This is a genomic window from Klebsiella sp. CN_Kp113 (genome assembly GCF_040064585.1).
Classification (GTDB): Bacteria; Pseudomonadota; Gammaproteobacteria; order Enterobacterales; family Enterobacteriaceae; genus Klebsiella; species Klebsiella michiganensis.
The window spans coordinates 1-16,484 of record NZ_JBEAID010000055.1 but is presented as its reverse complement, the minus strand read 5'-3'; the positions used below and the strand labels follow the sequence as shown (position 1 = coordinate 16,484).

Annotated in this window: 14 protein-coding genes; 4 read left to right on the top strand and 10 right to left on the bottom strand. The window is 55.6% G+C overall.

Features of this window, described 5'->3' with window-relative positions; genetic code table 11:
- Window positions 1-230: 230 nt before the first annotated feature.
- Window positions 231-1,433 carry a sodium/glutamate symporter gene (gene gltS / locus ABLV30_RS26740; protein ID WP_014227262.1) on the bottom strand — a complete coding sequence of 401 codons (1,203 nt, stop codon included), beginning with the start codon at window positions 1,431-1,433 and terminating at the stop codon, window positions 231-233.
- A gap of 287 nt (window positions 1,434-1,720) precedes the next feature.
- Between gltS and ABLV30_RS26735 the strand changes: the two genes are divergently transcribed.
- The 4 genes from ABLV30_RS26735 (at window position 1,721) to ABLV30_RS26720 (ending at window position 8,240) form a co-directional block, all read left to right on the top strand.
- Complete coding sequence (locus ABLV30_RS26735; protein WP_004855527.1) at window positions 1,721-3,112, top strand: uracil-xanthine permease family protein; 1,392 nt, start codon at window positions 1,721-1,723, stop codon at window positions 3,110-3,112.
- 145 nt (window positions 3,113-3,257) lie between these two features.
- Window positions 3,258-4,973 carry an AsmA family protein gene (locus ABLV30_RS26730; protein ID WP_265801276.1) on the top strand — a complete coding sequence of 572 codons (1,716 nt, stop codon included), beginning with the start codon at window positions 3,258-3,260 and terminating at the stop codon, window positions 4,971-4,973.
- Between the two features lie 314 nt (window positions 4,974-5,287).
- Entirely contained in the window at window positions 5,288-6,847 is a 1,560-nt protein-coding gene (locus tag ABLV30_RS26725; protein ID WP_265801274.1) for a PTS transporter subunit EIIC, read from the top strand.
- Window positions 6,848-6,860: 13 nt separating this feature from the next.
- A complete protein-coding gene (locus ABLV30_RS26720) occupies window positions 6,861-8,240 on the top strand; it encodes a glycoside hydrolase (protein ID WP_014227265.1) in 1,380 nt (459 codons plus the stop codon).
- Between the two features lie 80 nt (window positions 8,241-8,320).
- Here the strand turns inward: ABLV30_RS26720 and ABLV30_RS26715 are convergent, their stop codons facing one another.
- The 9 genes from ABLV30_RS26715 to ABLV30_RS26675 all read right to left on the bottom strand — a co-directional run bounded on the left by ABLV30_RS26715 (window position 8,321) and on the right by ABLV30_RS26675 (window position 16,156).
- Window positions 8,321-9,052, bottom strand: coding sequence for an SIS domain-containing protein (locus ABLV30_RS26715; RefSeq protein ID WP_182158338.1), 732 nt, complete (start codon window positions 9,050-9,052; stop codon window positions 8,321-8,323).
- Between the two features lie 158 nt (window positions 9,053-9,210).
- A complete protein-coding gene (locus ABLV30_RS26710; RefSeq protein ID WP_049084476.1) occupies window positions 9,211-9,885 on the bottom strand; it encodes a D-lyxose/D-mannose family sugar isomerase in 675 nt (224 codons plus the stop codon).
- On the bottom strand, window positions 9,866-10,798 hold the full coding sequence (locus ABLV30_RS26705) for an ROK family protein (RefSeq protein ID WP_148851598.1): 933 nt from the start codon (window positions 10,796-10,798) through the stop codon (window positions 9,866-9,868). Before ABLV30_RS26705 ends, ABLV30_RS26710 begins: the two co-directional genes overlap by 20 nt.
- A gap of 50 nt (window positions 10,799-10,848) precedes the next feature.
- Window positions 10,849-11,709, bottom strand: a complete 861-nt coding sequence (locus ABLV30_RS26700) for a ketose-bisphosphate aldolase (RefSeq protein ID WP_064374909.1) — start codon at window positions 11,707-11,709, stop codon at window positions 10,849-10,851.
- A gap of 80 nt (window positions 11,710-11,789) precedes the next feature.
- Entirely contained in the window at window positions 11,790-12,641 is an 852-nt protein-coding gene (locus ABLV30_RS26695; RefSeq protein ID WP_049069382.1) for a class II fructose-bisphosphate aldolase, read from the bottom strand.
- Window positions 12,642-12,652: 11 nt separating this feature from the next.
- On the bottom strand, window positions 12,653-13,744 hold the full coding sequence (locus ABLV30_RS26690; protein WP_064374908.1) for a PTS fructose transporter subunit IIC: 1,092 nt from the start codon (window positions 13,742-13,744) through the stop codon (window positions 12,653-12,655).
- Window positions 13,745-13,767: 23 nt separating this feature from the next.
- On the bottom strand, window positions 13,768-14,082 hold the full coding sequence (locus tag ABLV30_RS26685; protein ID WP_004126741.1) for a fructose PTS transporter subunit IIB: 315 nt from the start codon (window positions 14,080-14,082) through the stop codon (window positions 13,768-13,770).
- A gap of 21 nt (window positions 14,083-14,103) precedes the next feature.
- Window positions 14,104-14,574 (bottom strand): fructose PTS transporter subunit IIA, encoded by a 471-nt coding sequence (locus ABLV30_RS26680; RefSeq protein WP_004126743.1) that lies wholly within the window; start codon window positions 14,572-14,574, stop codon window positions 14,104-14,106.
- 10 nt (window positions 14,575-14,584) lie between these two features.
- Window positions 14,585-16,156, bottom strand: coding sequence for a transcription antiterminator (locus ABLV30_RS26675; RefSeq protein WP_064357623.1), 1,572 nt, complete (start codon window positions 16,154-16,156; stop codon window positions 14,585-14,587).
- Window positions 16,157-16,484: the final 328 nt, after the last annotated feature.

Genomic DNA, 16,484 nt, shown 5'->3' with positions numbered 1-16,484 from the left:
CGTCGATGTATAAATCCCGGGGTATCCCCGGGTTGCGGCGTAAACGCCTTACCCGGGCTACAGCCCGCAGACCGCACACCCCCGTAGCCCGGCTAAGCGCAGCGCGAGCCGGGGAGAAACCGCGTCGATATATAAATCCCGGGGTATCGCCGGGTTGCGGCGTAAACGCCTTACCCGGGCTACCGCCCGCAGACCGCACAACCCTGTAGCGCACCGCCTCCGGGTTTTTATCAGCCAAATACCGGCAGCAGCAGATAGAGCTTAATCACCAGCGCGTTAACGATATCGATAAAGAACGCACCCACCATCGGCACCACCAGAAACGCCATGTGCGACGGACCGAAACGGTCGGTAATCGCCTGCATGTTGGCAATCGCCGTCGGCGTCGCGCCGAGGCCGAAACCACAGTGGCCGGCGGCCAGCACCGCGGCATCGTAGTTTTTGCCCATCATCCGGTAGGTCACAAACACCGCATACAGCGCCATAGCCACTGCCTGAACCGCCAGAATAATAATCATCGGCAGCGCCAGCGACGCCAGCTCCCACAGCTTCAGGCTCATCAGGGCCATCGCCAGGAACAGCGACAGACTGACGTTACCCAGCACCGACACCGCGCGGTCGAACACGCGGTACAGGCCCAGCGCCGACAGGCTATTGCTCAGGATCACGCCGATAAACAGCACGCAAACGAAGGTGGGCAGTTCAAATACGGTTCCCGCCAGCAGTTGCGCAACGATCTTCCCTACCGTCAAACAGATGGCGATCAGCGCGATGCTCTCAATCAGCACCAGCGATGTGATCATGCGCCCCATATCCGGCTTTTCAAACGCGGTCGGCGCGAGCTGATCGTCCGGCGTACCGTCCGGGGAGGAAGAGTGCTTAACCAGATAGCGCGCCACCGGTCCGCCGATCAGGCCGCCCAGGACGAGGCCGAAGGTTGCGCAAGCCATGGCCACTTCGGTAGCGTTGGCAAAGCCATAGCGTTCAACAAACAATTTACTCCACGCCGCGCCGGTACCGTGGCCGCCGGAAAGGGTAATCGAACCGGCCAGCAGCCCCATCAGCGGGTCGAGGCCAAGCAGCTTCGCCATGCCGATTCCGAGCGCGTTTTGCAGCAGCAGCAGCCCCACCACCACGATCAGGAACGTCCCCAGCACTTTGCCGCCGGAGCGCAGGCTGGCGAGGTTGGCGTTGAGGCCGATAGTGGCAAAGAAAGCCAGCATCAGCGGATCTTTGAGGCTCATATCGAAATCGATTTCGATATCCATGCTTTTCTTTAATACCAGCAGCGCCAGCGCGACCAGCAGGCCGCCCGCAACGGGTTCAGGAATGGTGTATTTCTTCAGGAAAGGGACGGTTTGAACGAGTTTTCTACCCAGTAGCAACACGAGTGTTGCGGCAACGAGCGTCGATAAGGTATCGAGATGAAACATAAAAAAGAGCTCCTTATAGGCGCATGATCCATTCACACGCGACGGTATTCCCGGTGTCGATTGCTTCTCATCATGAGTAATCGGGAAGGGATTTTAAGCAGAAGTACGGAAAAAAGGACAGGAAAAGATATTTTGTAGGGATAATGATGCGATCAAGCATACAAAATGTTAATAAATATTTGACACTTATTCCCTGCTTAAATATTTGCCGCTAAAGAGTGGCAAACGTTTGCTTTTGGTCTACAGTCCGATAAAATCCCCGCTTTGCCACCTTTGGGATTGTTGTGATGTCCGTTAACACCGCAGAATCAGAAAATGCGCAACCGGTTGCGCATAAGCAAACCAGCGAATTAATCTATCGCCTTGAAGACCGCCCGCCGCTACCGCAAACCCTGTTCGCCGCATTCCAGCACCTGCTGGCGATGTTTGTCGCGGTCATCACTCCGGCGCTGTTAATTTGCCAGGCTCTGGGCCTTCCGGCTCAGGATACGCAACACATCATCAGCATGTCCCTGTTCGCCTCCGGCGTGGCCTCCATCATTCAAATTAAAGCCTGGGGCCCGGTGGGGTCTGGTCTGCTCTCGATTCAGGGCACCAGTTTTAACTTCGTCGCGCCGCTGATTATGGGCGGGACCGCCTTGAAAACCGGCGGCGCCGATGTTCCGACCATGATGGCCGCGCTGTTCGGCACCCTGATGCTGGCCAGCTGCACAGAGATGGTTCTCTCCCGCGTTCTGCATCTCGCCCGCCGCATTATTACCCCGCTGGTCTCCGGCGTGGTGGTGATGATTATCGGCCTGTCGCTGATTCAGGTTGGCCTGACCTCCATCGGCGGCGGCTATGCCGCCATGGCCGACCACACCTTCGGTGCGCCAAAAAACCTGCTGCTGGCAGGGATCGTGCTGGCGCTGATTATTATCCTTAACCGCCAGCGCAACCCGTACCTGCGCATCGCTTCGCTGGTTATCGCGATGGCGGCCGGCTACCTGGCGGCATGGCTACTCGATATGCTGCCGGCCAATACCGCGCCGACGGAAAGCAGCCTGATTATGGTACCCACGCCGCTGTACTACGGGCTGGGCATCGACTGGAACCTGCTGCTGCCGCTGATGCTGGTGTTTATGATTACCTCGCTGGAAACCATCGGCGATATTACCGCCACCTCAGACGTCTCCGAGCAGCCGGTTTCCGGCCCGCTATATATGAAGCGTCTGAAGGGCGGCGTGCTGGCCAACGGTCTGAACTCGTTTGTTTCGGCGGTATTCAACACCTTCCCGAACTCCTGCTTTGGCCAGAACAACGGCGTGATACAGCTGACCGGCGTCGCCAGCCGCTATGTCGGTTTCGTGGTCGCGCTGATGCTGATCGTGCTCGGCCTGTTCCCGGCGGTAAGCGGCTTCGTGCAGCATATTCCTGAGCCGGTGCTCGGCGGCGCGACGCTGGTGATGTTCGGCACCATTGCCGCCTCCGGCGTGCGTATCGTCTCCCGCGAGCCGCTGAACCGCCGCGCGATCCTGATTATCGCCCTGTCGCTGGCCGTCGGCCTCGGCGTTTCCCAGCAGCCGCTGATCCTGCAGTTCGCCCCTGACTGGCTGAAGAATCTGCTCTCCTCCGGTATCGCTGCTGGCGGCATCACGGCGATTATTCTGAATCTGATTTTCCCGCCAGAGAAAAACTGATCCTTTCTGACGCTCCGGCCACGCGATGCTGGCCGGAGCGTCAGCATCATCAACCTCACATCATCTCATTACACAATTCCTGTCTTGAGGATTGCGCATAATTCGGGCATAACAGCCTTATGTGCCTCGCTCAGGATCGAAGACCATGAAATTTCTCAGAAAGCTGATTCTCTGGCTGCTGATTGCCCTGCTGGTGGTGATTATTGCCGCTTACTTCCTGCTGCAAACCCAGTGGGGCGGGCGCCAGGCCAGCGCCTGGCTAAGCGACGGTACCGGCTGGAAGGTCTCTTTCAACAAGATGGACCATAATTTCTCCTCGCCACTGCACCTGCAGCTGCAAAACGTCACCCTCGGACGCGACGGCAAACCCGCCACGCTGGTGGCGCAAACGGTGGATATCGGGTTTAGCAGCCGCCAGTTTAGCGACCCGCTGCATGCTGACGAAATCGTCCTCAGCGACGGCACGCTGAACTTCTCCCCTTCTTCCGCGGCGCTGCCATTCGCCGCCGACCGTCTCCAGTTGCGCAATATGGCGTTCAATAGCCCGGAGAGCGACTGGGATCTGAGCGCGCAGCGCGTCACCGGCGGCGTCAGCCCGTGGGCGCCGGAAGCGGGCAACGTGCTCGGCAAGAAAACGCAGATTCAGATGAGCGCCGGGTCGATGACGCTCAACGGTATTGAAGCCAGCAACGTGCTGATTCAGGGGAATATTGATAACGGCGAAGTGTCCCTCTCGACCATTGGCGCGGACGTCGCCCGCGGTACGCTCACCGGCACGGCGAAACGCAGCGCCGACGGCGGCTGGCAGGTCGATAATTTGCGGCTCAACGAGATTCGCCTGCAAAGCGATAAATCACTCGCCGACTTTTTCGCGCCTCTGACCACCCTGCCGTCACTACAGATTGGTCGCCTTGATGTGACCGACGCCAGCCTGCAGGGGCCTGACTGGGCGATCGCCGGCCTCGATCTTAACCTGCGCAACCTCACCCTGAGCCGCGGCGACTGGCAAAGCCAGGAGGGTACGCTGTCGATGAACGCTAACGAATTTATTTACGGCTCGCTGCACTTCCTCGACCCGATCCTTAACGCCGGATTCTCGCCGCAGGGCATCGCGCTGCGCCAGTTCACCTCACGCTGGGAGGGCGGGATGGTGCGCACGTCCGGCAACTGGCTGCGCGCCGGCCATGCGCTGGTGTTGGATGACGCGGCGTTCGCCGGGCTGGAATATACGCTGCCAACCAACTGGAAGCAGCTGTGGATGGCGCCGCTGCCCGACTGGCTGCAAAGCCTGACGCTGAGAAAGTTCAGCGCCAGCCGCAACCTGATTATCGATATTGAACCGGCGTTCCCGTGGCAAATCACCGCGCTCGACGGCTACGGCGGCGAGCTGCAGCTGGTGAAAAACCGCAGCTGGGGCGTGTGGAGCGGTAGCGCGACGCTGAACGCCGCCGCCGCGACCTTTAATCGTATTGATGTCCGCCGCCCGTCGCTGAAGCTGAGCGCCAATGCCTCCACGGTGAACGTTAACGAGCTCAGCGCCTTTACCGAGCGAGGGATCCTGCAAGCCACCGCGGCGGTGTCGCAGCTCCCGCAGCGCCTGGTCAACCTGAGCCTCAACGGTCGCGGCGTGCCGCTGAATATTTTGCAGGCCTGGGGATGGCCCGCGCTGCCGGTTTCCGGCGACGGTAACCTTCAGCTGACGGCGACCGGCAGCGTGCTGGCGGATGCGCCGCTGAAGCCGACCGTCAACGGCCAGCTGAGCGCGATAAATATGGAGAAACAGCAGGTGGCGCAGGTGATGCGCAACGGGGAGGTCACCAGCACCCAGCACCCTTCCGCGCCGGCGACAACGACTCCCTGACTTCTCCTCTCCCTCTCCCCCCACGGGAGAGGGGCCTGTTCCATTCGCGAAACCTGTTGCCATTAAGCGGCTGTTTGTACCTATTTCCCGCAACCTGTTCCTTTCAAATAGCGGACTTGCTATAACAAAAATACTGGAAGTTAAAAAAATAATTAAAGTCCCTGAACCTATACCCAAAATAATTCGAGTTGCTTAAAGGCGGCAAGGGAGTGAGTCCCCAGGAGCATAGATAACTATGTGACTGGGGTGAGCGAGCGTAGCTAACACATAAGCAACTTGAAGTATGACGGGTATACAAAAATAAAGGAACGACCATGTCTGTAATACGTCAACGTATTCTGGAGAATATGCAAAAATTCTCCAGAGCAATGATCGGTGCAGTATTGTTCTTGCCGGTCATCGGCTTAATTTTGGCACTCAGTTCAGTCTTAACCAACCCAACATTAATTTCGGAGACCAGCTTTTTACACCAGCTCGGACAACTGCTCGGCGATACCTTCTGGCCTTTATTCGGCAATCTGGGATTACTTTTTTGCGTCGGCATCAGCTATGGCCTGGCAAAAGATAAAAAAACCGAAGTGGCGCTGGTGTCGGTGATGTGTTTTATCATGTTTCTTGGCGCCAACCACTCGTGGCTGGAGCATACCCACGGACTCGCGGAAAAAATTAACGGCGAATATTACGGTACCGGGCAGACTCAGCTGCTGGGGTTTGTGGTAGTCGATATGGGGGTCTTCCTCGGGATTATTCTCGGCTGCACCATCGCCTGGGTGCATAACAAAGTGTCGACGATTGAACTGCCCGGCGCGCTCTCCATGTACGGCGGAGCCAAGCTGACGCTGGTGGCGATGACCCCGGTCATCATTTTCTACGCCATCGCCTTTACCTGGATCTGGCCGTTTATGACCCACGGCATCGCAGCGCTGACCGGCTTTATGAAAAACGCCGGCGTGGCGGGGGTCTTCGTCTACGGCTTCTTTGAAAAATTCCTCATCCCCGCCGGCCTGCACCACTTCGTCTGGTCGCCGTTCCAGCTCACGCAAATCGGCGGTACGCTGAACGTCGACGGCCAGGTCGTCTCCGGCACCCAGGCGATTTTCCTCGCCTATATGCGCCACCCGGATTTAACCCCGGTGATGAACGAGGCGCTGCGTTTCTCGCAGCAGGGGATGACCACTATCTTCGGCCTGGCCGGCGCCTCGCTGGCGTTCTACCACACGGCAAAACCGGAGAAAAAAATGATGGCCAAAGCGATTCTGCTGCCGGCCATTATCACCTCTATGCTCACCGGCATCACCGAGCCGATTGAGTTTACCTTCCTGTTTGTTTCGCCGCTGCTGTGGGTGATCCACGCCACGTTAACCGCGGCCTCGCAGGCGATTTGCGACATCTTTACCGTGCGTCCCTGGGGCGCTTCCGGGCTGATTGAGTTCCTGATTTACAACCTGCCGCTGCCGGTCTCCCTGACCCGCTGGCCCGGCTACGTGCTTATCGGGATTGGTCAGTTCGCCGTCTACTACGTTATCTTCCGCACGCTGGTCGTTAAGTTGAATCTTAAAACCCCGGGTCGCGAAGACGATGAAAACGTGAAGTTATATAGCAAAGCTGATTACCGAAAAAAAATGGGCGAACCGCAGTCGGTGACCAACGAGATTATTAATGGTCTGGGTGGTAAAGAGAACATTATTTCCGTCGACAACTGTTTTACCCGCCTGCGCGTCGCTATTCATAATATGGATCTGGTTGACGATGCGATATTAAAAAGCACCGGCGCAAACGGCGTAGTACGAAATCGAAATGAAGTTCAGGTTATTTACGGCGTCAAAGTGGGACAGGTTCGTTCCCGGGTTGATAGCTGGCTAGCAGAAAATTAATTGGGAGTGATTTATGAAATTAACCGTATTAGGCGGGGGCGGCGTTCGCTCTGCGTTTCTGGCGAAATCTCTGGCATATAACGCGCATCGCATTGGTTTAACGGAAGTGGTCTTTCTCGACAGCTCCGCGGAGAATCTGACAATATTCGGCGAGATCGCCCGCTATGTGTTTAATGCCATTCGCCCGGATATTCATTTCAGCGTAACCAGCGACCCGGTGCCGGCGCTAAAAAATAGCCACTATGTGATAACCACCCTGCGGGTGGGCGGCGATGAGAGCCGGATCCGCGACGAGCGTATCGCCCTGGCGCACAACACGCTGGGCCAGGAGACCACCGGCGCGGGCGGTTTCGCCATGGCGATGCGTTCCATTCCGGCGATTCTTCACTACTGCCGCCTGATTGAAGAGCACGCCGCCGAAGATGCCATTCTGTTTAACTTCACCAACCCGTCAGGGCTGGTCACCGAGGCGATTATCAAATCCGGCTTTAAGCGTCGGGTGTACGGTATCTGCGATGCCCCGTCGGAGCTGATTCGCGAGCTGCCCGAGATCCTCGGCTGCGACGAGCGCGATCTCGGCGTCGAGTGCTACGGGCTGAACCACTTCTCCTGGTTTACCCATTTCACCGTGCGCGGCGAGGATGTCACCGAGCGCCTGATCGCCAGCCCGGACCTGTATCGCAAGACGGCGATGCAGTACTTTTCGCCGGAGCTGGTTCAGCTATGCGATAAGCAGCTGCTTAATGAATATCTTTACTACTACTACTATCGCGAAGTGGCTTTGAAAGCGATTCAGAACGCGCCGGAAACCCGCGGCGAGCAAATTGCCCGCATCAATCACGATATGCGCGAAGCGCTGCTGACCGTTGATGTCAAAGCCAACCCGGAAGCGGCGTTTACCATCTGGATGAAGCACTATCTGCGCCGGGAAAATAGCTATATGCAGAACGAGTCGCAGCAGGAAAAATTCCATACCCGCGAGCCGTTGACCTTAAAGCAGTTTATCGAGGAGCCGGATACCGGCGGCTACGCGGGCGTGGCGCTGGATATTCTGGAGGCGGTGAACAGCACCACCACCAAGCGCATCGTGGTATCGATGCCCAACAACGGCACGCTGGACTTCCTGCGCCCGGACGATGTGATTGAGATCAGCTGCGACCTGAGCAAAGAGGGCCTGAAGCCGGTGACGCCGAAGCATGTGCCGACGGCGCAGAAGAATATGATCGCCAGCGTGAAAGAGTATGAGCGGCTGGCGGTGGCGGCCATTCTGCAGCGCGATAAATCGCTGGCGGTACGGGCGCTGATGGCGCATCCGCTGGTCGGCTCTTATTCGCTGGCAAAAACGCTGGTTGAAGCCTATCTCGACGATAAGCAGTTCGCCGACTGGCAATAAACGCCCGGTGAAATCCCCCGGATGGCGGCTAACGCCTTATCCGGGCTACCGGATCGCAGCCGGTAGCCCGGACAGGCGCCTCAGGCGCCGCCTCCGGGGATCCCCGTCTGCACAAACCACATCTTCAGCAGCCGCTCAAAGCCGAGTATGCAGTAGCCAAAAAAGGGGTTACTCCAGTAAATATCATCATCGAACTTCTGCGGATCATGGATGATAAACGCCGTATCCGCCGCCTGCGCCAGCGGGCTTTGATAATCGCCGGTAAAGCAGACCAGGTTAATCTCTTTCCCTTCCAGCGCCTTCACCCAGTTCAGCGCCGAACTGCTGCGTCCGGATTTGGAAATAATCCAGATCGAATCAAATTTGGCGGCGTTCTTCTGCTCGAGGATTTCGTAATCCGGCCACAGCGCGAGGCTGGCATTCACCCCGGTCACCAAAAATTTATTATAAATATACTGGGCGATCAGCTGCGAAAAGCCGCTGCCGTGAATCAAAATGCGGTGATGTTGCAGGCTTTCCAGCAATGGCGTTATCCGCTCCACCGGCTGAATGCTCATATAATCGATGTCGTTGGTCACATCGAGTTTGGGCATAGTGATATTGAATTTAATAAAATAGACCAGCTCCAGCCAGCCGCTGAATTTCAGCTTCTTCGCCAGGCGTACCAGCGAAGACGGATTGCTATAACAGTGCTCCGCCACGGCGCGGATCCCTTCGCGAACGCATTGCTCAGGATCGTTCTGAATAAAACGCAGCACGGTCATTTCCGTTTTGCTTAGCTTAACGTCACGAAAGATGTTTTCTAAATCCATACCGGGCTCCTCTCAGCGCTAAACTACGCTATCACCCGGCGGCGCTGGCGTCTGTGGCATCAATCACCAGAATGAAATGAACGTTACTTTTTTAGACAAAATGGAATAAAAAAACCCTCCGTAAGGAGGGTGGTGGATTCGACAACGTCTATCTCTTTTCAGCGTCCGTACTCACTGCACAATAACCATTTTTTCGGTTCATCTTCCTGAATCATCGGGAAGCGACCGCTATCTTCCAGAAAACGGTTGTCGCGCTTATCATCGTTCACCATCGAAATTTCCCAGCCCATCACCAGCGCGTTTTCAGCCCAAAAACGGTGGTACAGCGTGGGCGGCAGGCAAACGCCCTGCCCGGGGTTAAGAGCCAGGGTTTCTCCCGGTTTCAGCGTGCGCTGGCGGCCATCAACCGCGACGCTCACGCTGCGCTGCATATCCAGCCGTTCATCTTCTGTCGCCCATGCCAGCTGTAGACAGAGCCGGCCGCCGCCGCGGTTCAGAATATCTTCCATTTTGTGATAATGAAAATGCCAGGGGGTTTGCTGATCCTGCTGAATCTGCAACATCTTCTCGGCGTAGGGCTTGGGATAGCGCGAATCGCCCGGCGCGCCGTTACGCAGGGTCAACAGCGTCAGTCCGGTTTCCTGAAAACGGCCGCTGCCAAAATCGGTAATATCCCAGCCAAGCTGTAGATCCCGAACTTCTCGCCACTCTTCAAACCGCTTTTTCGCCCAGATATCGGCGGTAAAGCAGGCAAACTCGGGTAAGCAAATGCGAAAGGACTCGGCGATAGCATGCGCTTTATCAATCGCGTAGTTAATCTGTGAACGTTTCATTTTCGACTCCGCTGCGGACGGCCAGCCAGGCGGCGCCGCGCATGCCGCTACTGTCACCATGTCGGGCAGGCACGATGGGGGTGGTGAAATGGTCGGTAAACACCAGCGGGGCGACATCCGCCTCCAGGTCGTTCACCAGCAGCGCCACGTTAGACAGACCGCCGCCGAGAACAATCACGCCGGGATCGATAAGATTCACCACCGTCGCCAGCGTCCGCGCCAGCTGCTGGCGAAAGCGCAGCACCTGCTCGCAGGCGGCATGCTCGCCCTCCAGCGCCCGAGCGATAATAGCCTGACTGCTGAGCGCCTGCCGGGTCATCAAACGATAGCGCGCGCTCAGCCCGGTGCCGGAAATAAAGGACTCGACGCAGTTATATTTTCCGCAGTAGCAGCGCTCGGGCGGCCCATCGTTGACCTCCTGATATCCCGGCAGCGTGATATGCCCGCACTCCGCCGCAATCCCTGACGCGCCGGGGAAAATCTGGCGATTAAGCGCAATACCGCCCCCGCATCCGGTCCCCAGCGTCATGCCAAACACCAGCGAATAATCGGCTCCTGCGCCATCGCAGGCTTCTGATAAGGCGAAACAGTTGCCATCGTTCGCCAGCACAACCGGCTGGCCCAGGCGCTGCTCAAGCTCATCCTGTAAGCAGCAGCCGTTGATGACCTGAATATTGGCATTGCGGATCTTGCCGGTCTGCGGGGAGATACTCCCCGGCAGGGCGATACCGATAGCCAAAGGCTGAGCCAGCTCATCCCCAATCGCGGTGATTAACGCCACCAGCGTTGCGATAAACTGCTGCCGGGTCTGTTTTCGCGTTTCAATGCGAAAACGCTTCCATTCATGGCCTTGTTCATCCATCACTACGGCGGCGATTTTGCTCCCGCCGATATCCAGCCCCAAATACTTCATACCGGCCTCCTTATTCATAGCGAGGCAGGTTTCCCCGCCCCGCCGGGGGATTAGTACAGGCTGGCCTTGCCGGTAGAGCCAAAGAGCTTCATTTTGTGGCGAATCACCTTCCGCGCGGCGTTAATCGGTTCCGGATAAATGACATTCGGATCCCACCATGTCTCTTTTGTCAGAATTTCGCGCGCTTTCTGGAAATAGGCATATTTCATATCGCTGGAAATATTGATTTTGCCGACGCCAAGCGTAACGGATTCCGCAATTTCCGCATCCGGATTAGCCGAGCCGCCGTGCAGCACCAGCGGAATCGACAGACGCCCGGCGATATCGCGCAGAATGTGCATCTGCAGCTCCGGCTGCATCCCCTTCGGATAGATACCGTGCGCGGTGCCAATCGCTACCGCCAGCGTATCCACGCCGGTACGGGCGACGAAATCTTCCGCCTGCGCCGGGTCGGTATAGGTGACTTCTGACACGCCGCCTTCCACAGAGGTTCCGGTCTGGCCGATGGTCCCCAGCTCACCTTCGACCGACACGCCCACCGCGTGCGCCAGCCGCACCACTTCGCGGGTCAGGGCCACGTTTTCTTCATAAGGCAGCAGCGAACCATCGATCATGACCGAGGTGAAGCCACACTGAATGGCGCGCAGGACATGTTCCACCGAGGCGCCATGATCCAGATGCAGGGTGAAAGGCACGCGGCTGCGCTGGGTGATATCCCGCACGTAGCTAAAAAACGCGTCGCCCACAAAATCGTGCTCGCTGGGGTGAATGGAAATAATCGCCGGCGTATTTGTCGCTTCCGCCTCTTCCACCACGGCGCGAATAAAACAGCTATCCGCCACGTTAAATGCGCCGATAGCAAAACCATGTTCACGGGTGGGTTTAAGTAATTCGTGCATTGAAACTAACATCGTTATTCTCCAGTTTCAGGGTGTGGTAAGCCCTGCCAGGGCATACGGGCGCCGGCATGGAAGGCCTTACTGAGATTTAATCAGGCTTTGTTGATTGAGCCGGATGCGTGTAAATAGGGAACGATGGCGTCAGCGCTGGCCTGCTCCATCACCGATAGCGCATCGGCCAGCTCAATGGTGCTGTCGTGGCACAGGGTGTGCAGCAGCGCCGCTTTCCCCGCTTCAAATACCGCCGCCCCAACGTTGATTTTTGCGACCCCGAATTCCGGGCAACGTTGCAGTTGCTCGAACGGCGTACCGCTCCCGCCGTGCAGCGCCAGCGGCACGGATGACGCGCGCTGTATCTGCGCCAGGCGGTCGAAATCGAGCTTCGGTTTTACGCCGGGGGCGTACATACCGTGGGCGGTTCCCACGGAGACCGCCAGCAGATCAATCCCGGTCTGTTCGATAAAGGGAGGGACGTCCTGCGGCTGGGTCATTAAATCGGCATTGCTGGCCTGGTCGTAGCGCGGCGCATCCGCCAGGTGCCCCAGTTCGCCCTCCACGCACAGCCCAACGCTGGCGGCCAGTTCAGCGACCTCTCGGGTCTGGCGGATGTTCTCCGCCAGCGCGAACGCCGAAGCATCGATCATTAACCCGCTAAATCCGGCGCGGAAAGCCTGACGTATTTTTATCGGGTCTTTGCCGTGATCGAGACTTAACGTCACGGGTACGCTCGCCTCCTCCGCCAGTACCCTGACTACCGCCGCCGCCGTCGTCGCCGGAAAGTGCGACAGATGCCCCTGATACAGGTTGAGAATAATCGGCGCGCGATGTTTTTCCGCCACGCGCACCGCCGCGCGTGCGCTTTCCAGGTTCATGCAGTTAATCGCCAGCAGGGCATACCGTTCACGCCAGGCTTTGATCACCATACTTTTCATATCGGCAAACATAGGGCCTCCGTTTATTCGAGGGTAAAGGTGATTTCGTCGTCTTTGAGCTTTTGGTCGTTCAGCTCATCAAACTCTTCATCGCGCTCGGTTACCGGCTTTTTCCACAGCGAGAGCATCACACCGCAAATCACGGTGCCAATCGCCAGAGAGAGGCAGAACAGCAGGGGATGCGTAAAGAGCGGCACCACAAACATCCCACCGTGCGGCACCGGACTCTCCACGCCCCAGGTCATGATCAGGCCACCGGCCACCGCTGACGCCACCACGCAGGATCCCACGACGCGCAGCAGATCGCGGGCGGCGATGGGGATCACCCCTTCGGTGATCATGCAGATCCCCATCGGGAACGCGGCCTTCAGGGCTTCGCGTTCAGCACGGGTATATTTATGGCGGGTCAGCAGGAACGAGAGGGTGATACCGAACGGCGGGATTATCGAACCCACAAACTTCACCGCTTCCGGGCCGTAAACGCCGCTGACCAGCAGACCATCGGCAAACAGCGACATGGTTTTATTCACCGGACCGCCGAAGTCGAAGGTCGCCATGGCGCCAAGGATGGCGCCCAGCAGGAAACGCGAGCCGCCCTGCATCGACTCCAGCATGTGAATCAGCGCGTCCTGCAGCCAGGCAATGGGCTTGCCGATCAGGGTCATCATCAGCAAACCGCTAATGATGGTGCTTAATACCGGCAGCACCATAATCGGCATCAGCCCCTGCATCGACTTCGGCAGCCGAATATAGTGTTTTAGCGCCAGTACCGTGTAGCCCACGAGGAAGCCGCCCAGCATGCCGCCAATAAAACCGGTATGAATTTGCCCGCAGACAAAACCCACGATCAAACCCGGAGCAAATCCAGGACGATCGGCAATGGAGTAAGCGATAGCGGCGCAGATCAAGGGCACAATCAGCCCCATTCCCCAGCCGCCGATTTGGTTTAACATCCACGGAATGGTGCCGGTTTTCTCGCCAACGTTCGTCCCGCCAAGGACTTGTCCCAGCGCGATACAGATCCCGGCGGCGACGATCAGCGGTATCATCCATGAAATACCGGTTAATAAATGCTTCTTAATTTCCTGTGAGACGGGAATTTTATTCTCACTCATGGTAGATCCCTCCAGATTAAGGATCAGGCATTCGCTAAGGATTTTTCGACCTTTTCGATAAACTGAATCGGCGACTTAATCACGACTTCCGTTTTTACTCTGACAATCCGTTTATTTTTAAAACGCTCTTCGCCTTTAATTTTCACATCAATGGCAAGAATAACGACATCCGCAGCGTCAATATCTTCCGCCGCCAGTTCATTTTCAGTACCAATGGTTCCCTGGGTTTCGACTTTGACATTGTGGCCCAGCGCTTTCGCACCTTTAATCAGCTTCTCACGTGCAATATAAGTATGAGCAATACCTGCGGTACAGGCAGCAACACAGACAATATTCATCTCGGACTCCGCTAGTTATTGTTAGTAAATGTCCGACTCGGCATATTGGTTAAACAGATCAATAATCCTCTGCGGACTGGTTTCTTTGAGCAGTTGTTCAATAATGTCATCATCCGCCAGCGCTCCGGCGACCTGGGACAACAGGCGAATATGGGTGGTATTTTGATCTTCCAGACGAACGGCAAATAAAATAATGCAGCGTACCTGGCTGCCGTCCAGCGTTTCCCAGGCGATATCCTGCCGGGTGCGACCAATGGCAAGGGTGGTATTAACAACGGCGGACGACTTTCCATGCGGGATCGCAATATGATTTTCAAACCCCGTTGAGCCTTCCGACTCACGCTGCCAGACATCCTGAATAAAGGTTTCTCTACAGCTTATCGCCCCGTCTTTTTGTAATAAGTCGGTTAACTCCTCGATGGCTTCCGCTTTATTCGTAGCGTGCATATCTAACAAAACGCGTTTGGTGTTTAAAATCCTGGTTATGTCCATATTCTTTACCTCATGGATATAAAACTTCATTATCTACAGCAGATATTGCCGCACGATGTAATTTGTCGGTAACGATTTTTTCCGTAACCCGCCGGATATCGGCATCATTAAAAAATGCGCTAACATAGACTACCGGCAAAGCTATTTCCGGCAGATTGATCGTCGAAATAACCAGTTCAATCTTGTCCTGCGGCTGAAGGGTATGCAGGCTGCTTGCCGAAACCACGCCGACGATGGTCCAGTCAGGAAACGCTCTCAACACTCTACTTTTCAACAGGTGAGATGTGCCGATTCCGGTAGAACAAACCAGCAGAACTCGCTTGCTGGCGACCTGTCTTTCCATCGCCGCCTGGAAATGAACGGTGAGATAGCCAATCTCGTCGTCGGAAACCGCACGCTCGCCCCAGCGGCTAAAAACCTGATTGACCGCCCGCTGGGTGAGCGGCCACACGTCCGTCAGCTCGCCCTTGATATCCTCAAGCAGAGGGTTACGAATATAAATCCGAAAATTAAGGCGGTTAATGAGCGGCTTGATATGAATGAGCAGGCCATCGTATAACGCGCGATCGGCGGTTAAATCGAGATCAATCATGGTGGAAAAAGCGCTAATCAGACGATCGGTAATTTGTCGGGCCTCATCGCTAGAATGCATATAGCGCACCATGCTGACATCATCTCGCTCTTCCACCACAACGCCAGAGGAGATGATGTACTGATAAATAAACCAGACCTCATCTTCCGGCAGCGAATGGTCAATACGGTGTTCAATTTTTCGCAGCATATTCTGGGCAACGCTAAATATCGTCTCATCAAAAATCTGCTGCCCCTGTTCACGCCGCGGTAAGGCATTCCCACGGGTAATGCGATACATCATAATGAGGATATGGGTAAAAATATTCACATAATACGGTTCGCCTAATGACCAGCACAGCTTGCGCTCCATTTCCTGTAATAATGACTGAACAAATAAAACGTCATCCTCACCAAAATAATGCACCAGCGCTTTATAGCTTCCTGAGTCCAGCCGGGAATGGATAATACAGCCGGGCTCATTATGATTAATCACCCCATTAATTAATGACGCCATCGCCTGGCGGACGCTGTTTTCGCTGCCTTCAATATGCGTCCCGCTCTGGCTACGAATCAGCGTTAAGCCGAGCGGAGCAATCCATGACTCAATAATTTTCAGATCATTAACGATAGATGCACTACTGATAAAATAACGCTCAGAGAGCTTATTAATTGATGTCTCTCGCGGAGTCTCACTTAAGAGCTGCGAAGCAATTTTCACACGCCGGGAGTTATTCATCATGACATCGCTGTCCTCCCCCTCGTTACTGAGTAATTGGTCTAATTGCAGCAGATCCGTGACATTATCAGCGATCAGCATCACGCCGGTGCCTGAGCGTTTGTCGATAGTCATTTTCCACTCAGATAACCACTGTTCTAAAAAGCGTAAATCACGCTGAACCGTTTTTTCTGACACATTTAAATATTCAGCAATTTTCATCAGCGTAACGTATTCTCTGCGGGGCAGGAGAAATTTCAATAATCTGTTCTGTCGTGAGGTAATCATTTGCATTATTTACCCTTATTGCATACCAGATTAATGTCTGGAGGCCAGCGCGATACCACGCGAGCGCTACATAAATCATTGAGGATAAATATAAGTAGCAGAGGCGTAAACAACAATACTAAATTTTGTCCAGACATCCGGACAGAAATAAAACGAAGAGAGGGATTGAGGAATAATTATAATTCAGATCACATTTCAGGAAGAAATATACGTGATAGCGATCTCAATTCATCATAAGAATATACCCGGGAATGGTTAACCGCCTTTAGCCTGACAGCATTCCCGGAGGCGGCGCTTGACGCGCCTTGTCCGGGCTACGGCGTGCAGACGGCTG

Excerpts from the sequence above, each read along its gene's own strand:
- gltS (WP_014227262.1), bottom strand. The coding sequence starts at position 1,433 with ATGTTTCATCTCGATACCTTATCGACGCTCGTTGCCGCAACACTCGTG.
- ABLV30_RS26735 (WP_004855527.1), top strand. The coding sequence starts at position 1,721 with ATGTCCGTTAACACCGCAGAATCAGAAAATGCGCAACCGGTTGCGCAT.
- ABLV30_RS26730 (WP_265801276.1), top strand. The coding sequence starts at position 3,258 with ATGAAATTTCTCAGAAAGCTGATTCTCTGGCTGCTGATTGCCCTGCTG.
- ABLV30_RS26725 (WP_265801274.1), top strand. The coding sequence starts at position 5,288 with ATGTCTGTAATACGTCAACGTATTCTGGAGAATATGCAAAAATTCTCC.
- ABLV30_RS26720 (WP_014227265.1), top strand. The coding sequence starts at position 6,861 with ATGAAATTAACCGTATTAGGCGGGGGCGGCGTTCGCTCTGCGTTTCTG.
- ABLV30_RS26715 (WP_182158338.1), bottom strand. The coding sequence starts at position 9,052 with ATGGATTTAGAAAACATCTTTCGTGACGTTAAGCTAAGCAAAACGGAA.
- ABLV30_RS26710 (WP_049084476.1), bottom strand. The coding sequence starts at position 9,885 with ATGAAACGTTCACAGATTAACTACGCGATTGATAAAGCGCATGCTATC.
- ABLV30_RS26705 (WP_148851598.1), bottom strand. The coding sequence starts at position 10,798 with ATGAAGTATTTGGGGCTGGATATCGGCGGGAGCAAAATCGCCGCCGTA.
- ABLV30_RS26700 (WP_064374909.1), bottom strand. The coding sequence starts at position 11,709 with ATGTTAGTTTCAATGCACGAATTACTTAAACCCACCCGTGAACATGGT.
- ABLV30_RS26695 (WP_049069382.1), bottom strand. The coding sequence starts at position 12,641 with ATGTTTGCCGATATGAAAAGTATGGTGATCAAAGCCTGGCGTGAACGG.
- ABLV30_RS26690 (WP_064374908.1), bottom strand. The coding sequence starts at position 13,744 with ATGAGTGAGAATAAAATTCCCGTCTCACAGGAAATTAAGAAGCATTTA.
- ABLV30_RS26685 (WP_004126741.1), bottom strand. The coding sequence starts at position 14,082 with ATGAATATTGTCTGTGTTGCTGCCTGTACCGCAGGTATTGCTCATACT.
- ABLV30_RS26680 (WP_004126743.1), bottom strand. The coding sequence starts at position 14,574 with ATGGACATAACCAGGATTTTAAACACCAAACGCGTTTTGTTAGATATG.
- ABLV30_RS26675 (WP_064357623.1), bottom strand. The coding sequence starts at position 16,156 with ATGCAAATGATTACCTCACGACAGAACAGATTATTGAAATTTCTCCTG.